This window comes from Ammoniphilus soli (assembly GCF_040813775.1).
On sequence record NZ_JBEGDL010000103.1, the window covers coordinates 1 to 2,078 of the forward strand.

Sequence of the window (2,078 nt, forward strand, 5' to 3'; positions counted from 1 at the left end):
ATTTCTCATCAACTCGTTAGATATTTAGAAGATCGTGGAGTGGAACATCTCTTTGGTCTTTGTGGACATACCAACATCGCGGTGTTAACTGCATTAGAAGGCAGCAGCATCAAGTTTGTCAACACTCGACATGAACAAATTGCGGCGCACATTGCCGATGGATATGCAAGAGCGAAAAAAGAAACCGCTGTGGTTTTGAGCCATTTAGGCCCTGGGTTGACCAATGCGGCAACGGGTGTAGCGAATGCGGCATTAGATTCCATCCCGATGGTCGTGATTGCTGGAGATGTACCGAGCCACTACTACGGAAAACATCCGCACCAAGAAGTGAACCTTCACGCCGATGCGGCCCAATATGAAATTTACCGCCCGTTTGTGAAGCGCGCTTGGCGTGTAGATCGTCCGGACCTCTTCCCTCAAATTTTAGAGAAAGCCTTCCAATTGGCTGAAAGCGGAAGACCGGGACCAGTTCTTGTCTCTGTGCCAATGGATATCTTTTCTATGGAAATTGATACAGAGTTATTTGAAAAAGTAAAAAAACATACGCGTAAATTACACAAGCCTTCCATCGATAATGAAACAGCAACGAAGATCGTTGAAAAGCTGCTTCAAGCGAAAGATCCGGTGATGTATGTAGGCGGAGGAATCATGCTGGCCGATGCAGCGACAGAACTCAAGGAATTAGCGGATCACTTAAGCATTCCTGTGGCGTATAGCTTGATGGGGAAAGGCGCGATTTCCGACGATCATCCTTTTGCTTTGGGAATGACGGGTTTCTGGGGGACGAAGTTCATCAATGATACGACCCGCAATGCGGATCTTATCTTGGCGCTGGGTACACGCTTTGCGGAAGCGGATGCCAGCTCTTGGGAAGATGAATATACCTTTGATATTCCGAAAACCAAGCTGATTCATATCGATATCGATCCAAACGAAATCGGACGCAACTATCCGGCGGAAATTGGGGTTGTAGCGGACCTCAAGCAAGCTTTAATCGTTATCAATCGCGTAGTGAAGGAACTTCTTCCAAACGGAAGACAAAACGAAGCATTGATGCAAAAAATTGCCGCTAACCGTGAACAGTTCTTAGCAAGCAATCAAGAGCACGCCAATTCCAATGCGTTCCCGATGACGCCGCAGCGGATCTTGAAGGATGTGCGTGACGTCTTGCCGAAGGATGCCTTCATTACGACGGATGTCGGCTGGAACAAAAATGGAGTGGGACAGCAATTCCCAGTGTATGAGCCAGGTACGGTTCTAACCCCAGGCGGTTTGGCTACGATGGGCTTCGGAGCGCCAGCGGCTTTAGGAGCGAAAATTGCACAACCGAACCGAGTGGTGATTTCCTTAGTCGGTGACGGCGGTTTTGGACAAAACCCTGCTGTCTTGGCAACAGCAGCCGAAGAAAACATACCGGTAATCTGGGTCATTATGAATAACTATGCCTTCGGAACCATTGCCGGTCTGCAAAAAGCACACTATGGCACAACCTTAGGAACGCTATTCCAACGCGATGGAGCCCCTTATTCCCCAGATTATGCTGCGATAGCAAGAGCATACGGGATTGAAGGGGTGAAGATCCAATCCGCGGAAGAGTTTAAAACCGCATTAGAGCAAGCGATCGCTTCCAACAAGCCTTGTGTGATTGACGTTCAAATGCAGAACATCCCAACTCCAACAGCGGGACACTGGAACATCATGGATATATACTCCCCGAACAAAAAAGTCCATCACGTAGCGGTAGAAGCTTAATTTCGAAGCTAAATATATAGGAGGGAAAACATCATGGCAGAAGTAAAAGTGAGACCAACCGAATTAACCGAAGGACAGCAACAAGAATTGGATCAGGCTTTTGAAAAAGCAAGAAAAGCCTTGGCGATCATCGAGACGTATGATCAAGCTCGCGTTGACCGTTTATGTCAAGCGGTGGCTTGGGCTGTTTCCAACAAGAAAACCTTTGAGCGCTTAGTGGATATGGGAATTCAAGAAAGCGGGCTCGGCGATTATGAAAGCCGGATGAATAAGCGCTTCAAAATCCGTGGGGTTCTTCGCGATGCCTTGCGTCAAAAGAGCGTAGG

General features: G+C 47.8%; 2 protein-coding genes. Both read left to right on the forward strand.

All coding sequences use genetic code 11. From position 1 onward, the window contains the following. The coding region (locus tag ABLT31_RS38365; RefSeq protein WP_367760974.1) for a thiamine pyrophosphate-binding protein at nt 1-1,752 on the forward strand (1,752 nt) is incomplete at its 5' end. A 33-nt stretch (nt 1,753-1,785) separates the two neighbouring features. Next, nucleotides 1,786-2,078: hypothetical protein (locus ABLT31_RS38370; protein WP_367760975.1), on the forward strand; the 293-nt coding region annotated here is incomplete at its 3' end.